This is a genomic window from Actinoalloteichus spitiensis RMV-1378, from assembly GCF_000239155.1.
Lineage (GTDB): Bacteria > Actinomycetota > Actinomycetes > Mycobacteriales > Pseudonocardiaceae > Actinoalloteichus_B > Actinoalloteichus_B spitiensis.
The window spans coordinates 1-5,729 of the sequence record NZ_AGVX02000689.1 but is presented as its reverse complement, the minus strand read 5'-3'; the positions used below and the strand labels follow the sequence as shown (position 1 = coordinate 5,729).

Here is a 5,729-nt window from a genome sequence, read left to right as displayed (position 1 = left end):
GCTCTTCTTCCTGGACTCCGACGTGGAACTCGCTCCCGACGCGCTGGCCACCGCCGTGGAGCTGCTGCGGCGCGACCCCGACGTCGGGTCGGTGTGCGGCATCTACGACGCCCGGCCGCTGGTCGACGACGGCGCCGTGGAACGGTACAAGGTGTTCCACGGCCACTTCTGGCGCCGCCGGTGCGCCGGGGACGTGCGTGCGGCGTTCTTCTCGCTGGGCGCCATCCGCCGGTCGGTGTTCGACCAGGTCGGTCCGTTGGACGAGGACCTGCGCTCCACCGAGGACGTCGAGTACGGGGCCCGGATGGCCGAGGTCTCCCGGATCGTGTTGAGCCCCGAGATCCTCGGCCGGCACGATGACGACGACCGGCTGGGCGTCCTGCTGCGCAAGCAGTTCGTGCGGTCGGTGCCGCTGGTGGCCCTCTTCGCCCGGCCGGGTGGGGCGCGGCCGTCGACCCGGGACACGGCCTACCGGCCGGCGGCGGTCGGTACCGCCGCGCTGTCCCTGGCGACCGCCCCCCTTCCGCTGGTGCTGGGCTGGCCGGGCGCCGGGGTTCCGCTCACCCTGCTCGCCGCGTTCGCGTTCTGCGACCGCGCGCTGTTCCGCGCCGCCCTCGGCCATGGTGGTGCCCGGTTCCTGGCGGCGGTGGTACCGCTGCACTGGCTGATGAACGTGACCACGGCGGGCTCGGCGGTGACCTGCGCGACCTGGTCGCGGTGACGTCCCGGATCGCGGAGGGATGCCTGTCCAGCGCCCTGGTGTACGCCATGCACTGCCAACAGGTGGACGCGATCGTGCGGCACGCCGGTCGTGAACTCCGCGCTCACCTGTTGCCCCGGGTCGCCTCCGGCGGGACGTACCTCGCCTCGATCACCACCGAGCTCGGCTCGTCGGGTCTGCTCACCTGCGATCAGGAACTCGTGCCGGACGGGGAGCACCACGTGGTGCGGCGGGAGGCGCCGGTGGTCACCGGTGGCCGCCACGCCGACGGTTTCCTCGTGACGATGCGCGCCGCTCCCGACGCCACCCCTCGGCAGGTCAGCCTGGTCTACGCCGACCGCGATCAGGTCGAGGTGACGGCGGGACCACCGTGGGCGTCGCTGGGGATGCGTGGAGTGGAGAACGTCGGCCTGACGGTGTCCGGTCGGGTGCCCGACGGGCAGGTCCTCGGGGTTCCCGGTGGTTTCGCCGACATCGCGGTCGAGTCCTTCGCCCCGGTCGCCCACCTGGGGTGGAGCGCGGCGTGGCTCGGGGCGGCACGGGGCGCCTTCGGGGAGCTGGTGCGCCGGATCCGCCGCACTGACGGGGTCCGGGCGGACCCGAGGTCGGAGTTGGTGCGGCACCGGGTGGCCCGCGTCCGCGTTCGGCTGGAGGCCGTCGGGGGCTACCTGTCGGGCGTGTTGGACGAGGTGCTCGGGGCCCATGAGCGGGGGTCGTCGCTGGCGGGCGCGTCCTGCCAGATCCACCTGAACACGCTCAAGGTCCTCGCGGCCGAGGAGACCTACGCGGCCGCGAACGAGATGGTCGAACTGGCGGGGTTGCGCGCGGGCTACCTGCGGGGCTCCCGTCCGCCGTTGGAGCGGCTGGTGCGCGACCTGCGCTCCGCCTCGCTCAACCACGACGACGCCGCGTTGCTGACGTCCAGTGGGGCGCTGTGCCTGCTCGAGCCCACGGTGACCACGCTCGGGCCCGATCCGAGGAGTGTGTGCCGATGACCGGCTGGCCCGCCGAGTTCGAGGCGCTGGTACGCCAGTACCTGCCGTTGTTGCCCGCCGACGACCCGCTGCTGGGGGACCGGCGTCTCATCGACCTGGGCCTGGACTCGATGTCCACGGTCGGCCTGCTCGTCGACCTGGAGCAGGAGTTCGAGGTGGAGTTCCCGGACGAGGCGTTGACGGCCGAGACGTTCGGGACGGCGGAGTCGCTGTGGGTGGTCCTCGCTGGTCTTCGGGACGGCTCGGGCTGATCCGGGGTCAACCGCTGGTGCCGGCGCCGCCGAGGTTCCGGTGACCCGGTCCCCGGGTGGGGATCAGACCGGGTGGTGCCCCGCCGCTCACGTGGGATCACCCGGCGGGGAACCCGCGCGCCGATCGTGACCGGTATCGCCGGCCCGGGTGCGCCGCCCGCGCTGGATGCGGTGGCGGCACGGGTGGTGGCGCGCCGGACGACCTGGCGGCGGGGAGGCAGGACACCGGCGGTGGCGTGCCCCGGTACCGGGCCGGCCCCTGGCCGGCCGCCCGGGACGGGCGTCCCGGTTCGTCGCCGTCGCGGCCAGCCCGGGACCAGGCGGCGGGGAGGCGCCGAGGGGCGGGAGACCGGAACACCGGGGTGGCACGAGCGGACCGCGCGGGGTCGGCGGTGAGGCGCGGTCCGCCCAGCACGGGCCCCGAACGATCCGAGGACGTCACGGCCGGGAGACGCGCCCGTCGGACGGCTCGTCGCACCGGACCGAGGAAGGACACGACCGTGCCCCACGCACACCGGCTGACCTCAGCGCAACTGACCTCGCTGGTGATCTTCCAGCACTCCCCGCCGAGCGAGGTGTTCGCCGACCTCCGCTGGAGCTTCACCTCCCCCGTGCGCGCCCACCACCTGGAACGGGCCGTCCGGATGCTCACCGCCCGGCACACCGCCCTGCGCGGCACCGTCGTCCCCGGCCAGGACGGGCACCTCCACCACGTCATCGCACCCCCCGACACCACCCCGACCATCCACCACCACGGCCCCCTCGACCCCGCCGACCTCGACGCCCTCGTCGAGGAACACCGCACCGCCCCCTTCGACCACGCCCGGCACTGGCCCGCGCGCTGGCTGCTCGTCGCCACCGCCGAGGGCGACATCGTGCTGATCTGCCTGCTCCACCACGTCGCCGCCGGGCGTCGTGGCCGCGCGGTGATCAGCGAGGAGCTGACCACGGCGGTGGAAGCCCTGACGGCCGGCCGGCCCCTACCCCCGGCCTGGCCGCCGGCGATCGGTCCGGACCGCCTGCGGGCCGCCGAGGACGGCGAGCGCGGCCGGCTCGCCGACCAGCGGCACCGGCGCCACGTCCGGGAGCTGCTCCTGACCCTGCCCAACACCCCCTTCACCGCCGACTTCTCCTCCCGCGTCCCGCCGGGGAGCCAGCGGCGGGGACTGCGAGGCGACCTCGACTCCCCGGAGCTGCTGGGCCACCTCGACGGGCACTCCCGGCGGTGGGGGATACCGGCCTCGGCGATCGTCCTGGCGGCGGTGACCTCGGCGTCGGGGTTCCTCCTCCCCCAGGACTCGGCGACGTTGTGGCGCCTGCTCACCGATCACGGGGGTCCGTCCGAACCGCACGGCTCGGTCGTCTGCTACCAACCCACGACCTCGTTGGTGCCCGGGTGGGGCCTGCCGGACGACCTCCGCGAGGCGGCGGCGACGTTGTGGCACCGCACGCTGGTGGCGTTGCGCAACGGCGGGCACGGCGACCAGGGCGTGGTGGAGGAGTCGCACCGGGTGTCCCGGGAACGGGGGGTCAGCATCGTCCCGACGATCAACTACAACTTCGTCGAAGGACGACCGGCCGACCGGGTGGGCCTGCCCGCGCCCGTGGCGGGGATCAGCGTGGAGGACTCCGAACACCACGCCGTCGAGTACCTGGCCGTCACCGTCTGGCGGCTCCGGGAGACCCTGCGGATCACCCTGTTGGCGCATGTGGGCCTGACCGCCGAGGGCGGCCCCCTCGTCCACCGGTTCCTGGACCACGTGGCGAGGACCCTGCGTTCCGGGCGCGCCCCCTCGCCCGTGCCCCGCCCGGCCGCGGCACCCCACCTGATCCCCCTGTCCCACCACCGCTGGGTCAACCCCCAGGTGGTCCAGGCGGGACTCGTCGCACTGGACCTCGTGCACCGGGCCACCGTCCGCGTCGCCGGCGCCGGCCCCACCGCGACCCTCATCGCGGAGGTCACCACACCCCCGGCCACCACGGAGGCCGACCTCCGCGCGGCCGCGACGTCCCAACTCGACCTGCCCGGCTTCGCCGTCCCGGACCGCTTCCACATCCACTGGGACACCACCGCCCCGCACCACCCCCGACCGCCCTCCCCCGAGCGGGATGCCCTCGTCGAGATCCTGCGGGCCTACCTCCCACCAGGACCGGTCGATGGCACCAGCAGCTACCTGGCAGCCGGGGGCACGTTCACCTCGGTACCGGCGATCCTGCACCGTGCCACCCTCGCCGGGTGGACCGGACTGACCTGGCAGGACCTCTGCTCGCACCGGCCCATCGCCGAACTCGGCGGCGCGCTCCGACGATCGGGGAGCTGAGCGGGCCACGGGTCGCCTCGGTGGCCGGACGGGATGACGAGGTGGCCGGCCACCGACCGGCCACCCCCGGCCCCCACGGGGCCGACGCAGCGACGGGGCGACGCGGTGACGGGGAACCGTCTCGGAACCCGCCGCCCGGAACGGCCGACCGGTTCGGACCGCGACCTCCGAGACGGGAGCGGGTCGCTGATCGACCGGTTCGCGCCCCGCCCTCCCCCGACCAGCCTGGCCGGGCGGCGCGGGTCGGCCTGGCGGGCCCCGACCCGCGTTCGCCGGCGTGTGGCGGATCTCCCAGGAGTTAGGTTTGACTTACCTAGGTAAGGCTAGCCTAGGCTGCCGCCGGGTTGCCCCGCCGTCATCCGGGGAGCGACCGGCACCTGCGATCCGTTCAGGTGCGCCACAGCAGACACGGGAGTCCTCTATGCCCACCATGTTCAGCCGTCGACCCCTGGGAGTTCTGGGGGCGGTGTCAGCGGCGGCGCTGGTCCTCGCCAGCTGCGCGGCACCGCCCGAGGAGACCTCCGATGACGTGGACGTGGTCACCGTTGTCGACAACCACGGCGAGATCGAGGTCCCGGTCAACCCCCGGCGGCTGGTCGCACTGGACAACACGACGTTCCAGACCCTCAGCGACTGGGACGTCGACGTCGCGGCGGTGCCGAAGCCGCTGATGCACGACCTGTGGCCCGACCTGTCCGACGATCCGTCCGTCCTGGACGTCGGCTCCCACCGCGAGCCCAACCTGGAGGCGGTGATCGAGGCCGACCCCGACCTGGTCATCGGCGGGTACCGCTTCGCCTCGGTCTACGAGGACCTCAAGGACATCCAGCCCCGCACCGTCGAGATCAACGCGCGGGACGGCGAGGACCAGGTCGCCGAGCTGCGGCGCCAGGTCGAGATCCTCGGCCAGATCTTCGACCGCGAGGACGACGCGGCCGCGATCGTCGACGAGCTCGACACCGCGATCACCGCCGCGGCGGACGCCTACAACGGCACCGACACCGTCGTGGGCCTGATCACCTCCGGCGGTGACATCTCCTACGCCGCGCCCGGCTCGGGGCGGGGAGTCGGCCTGCTGTTCCCCACGCTCGACCTCGTCCCCGGCATCGAGCAGGCCGCGGAGGACAGCACCCACGGCGACGACATCAGCGTCGAGGCCATCGCGCAGGCGAACCCGGAGTGGCTGGTCGTCCTCGACCGCGACGCCACCTTCGACGAGGAGGGCTACGTCCCGGCCGCCGAGCTGATCGAGGGTTCCGAGGCGCTCGCGAACGTGCCGGCCGTGCGCAAGGGCCAGGTCATCTACCTCGAACCCGGCTTCTACCTCGACGAGGGCATCCAGGCGTACACGACCCTCTTCGACGCGGTCGCGACCGCGTTCGCCGACGCCGAGTAAGGGGCCGGAGGCGGGTGCGCGTGGACCGTTCCGGTCCACGCGCAC

The 5,729-nt window shown here is 73.7% G+C and carries 5 protein-coding genes; all 5 read left to right on the top strand.

Annotated features, from left to right (window positions below):
• The coding region (locus ACTIDRAF_RS32235) for a glycosyltransferase family protein (RefSeq protein ID WP_016701227.1) at positions 1-721 on the top strand (721 nt) is incomplete at its 5' end.
• Complete coding sequence (locus ACTIDRAF_RS0223995; RefSeq protein ID WP_016701226.1) at positions 718-1,716, top strand: acyl-CoA dehydrogenase family protein; 999 nt, start codon at positions 718-720, stop codon at positions 1,714-1,716. The genes ACTIDRAF_RS32235 and ACTIDRAF_RS0223995, both read left to right, overlap by 4 nt.
• The gene (locus ACTIDRAF_RS0223990) at positions 1,713-1,967 is read left to right on the top strand and encodes a phosphopantetheine-binding protein (protein WP_030106720.1); all 255 of its coding nucleotides are present in this window, start codon (positions 1,713-1,715) and stop codon (positions 1,965-1,967) included. Before ACTIDRAF_RS0223995 ends, ACTIDRAF_RS0223990 begins: the two co-directional genes overlap by 4 nt.
• Before the next feature lie 500 nt (positions 1,968-2,467).
• Complete coding sequence (locus ACTIDRAF_RS0223985; protein WP_016701224.1) at positions 2,468-4,288, top strand: condensation domain-containing protein; 1,821 nt, start codon at positions 2,468-2,470, stop codon at positions 4,286-4,288.
• A 421-nt stretch (positions 4,289-4,709) separates the two neighbouring features.
• Positions 4,710-5,684: a siderophore ABC transporter substrate-binding protein gene (locus tag ACTIDRAF_RS0223980; RefSeq protein WP_016701223.1), complete on the top strand. Its 975-nt coding sequence runs from the start codon at positions 4,710-4,712 to the stop codon at positions 5,682-5,684.
• Positions 5,685-5,729 lie beyond the last annotated feature (45 nt).

Bases quoted from the DNA above. Each gene is read 5' to 3' on its own strand.
- ACTIDRAF_RS0223990 (WP_030106720.1), top strand. From the start codon at position 1,713: ATGACCGGCTGGCCCGCCGAGTTCGAGGCGCTGGTACGCCAGTACCTG.
- ACTIDRAF_RS0223980 (WP_016701223.1), top strand. From the start codon at position 4,710: ATGCCCACCATGTTCAGCCGTCGACCCCTGGGAGTTCTGGGGGCGGTG.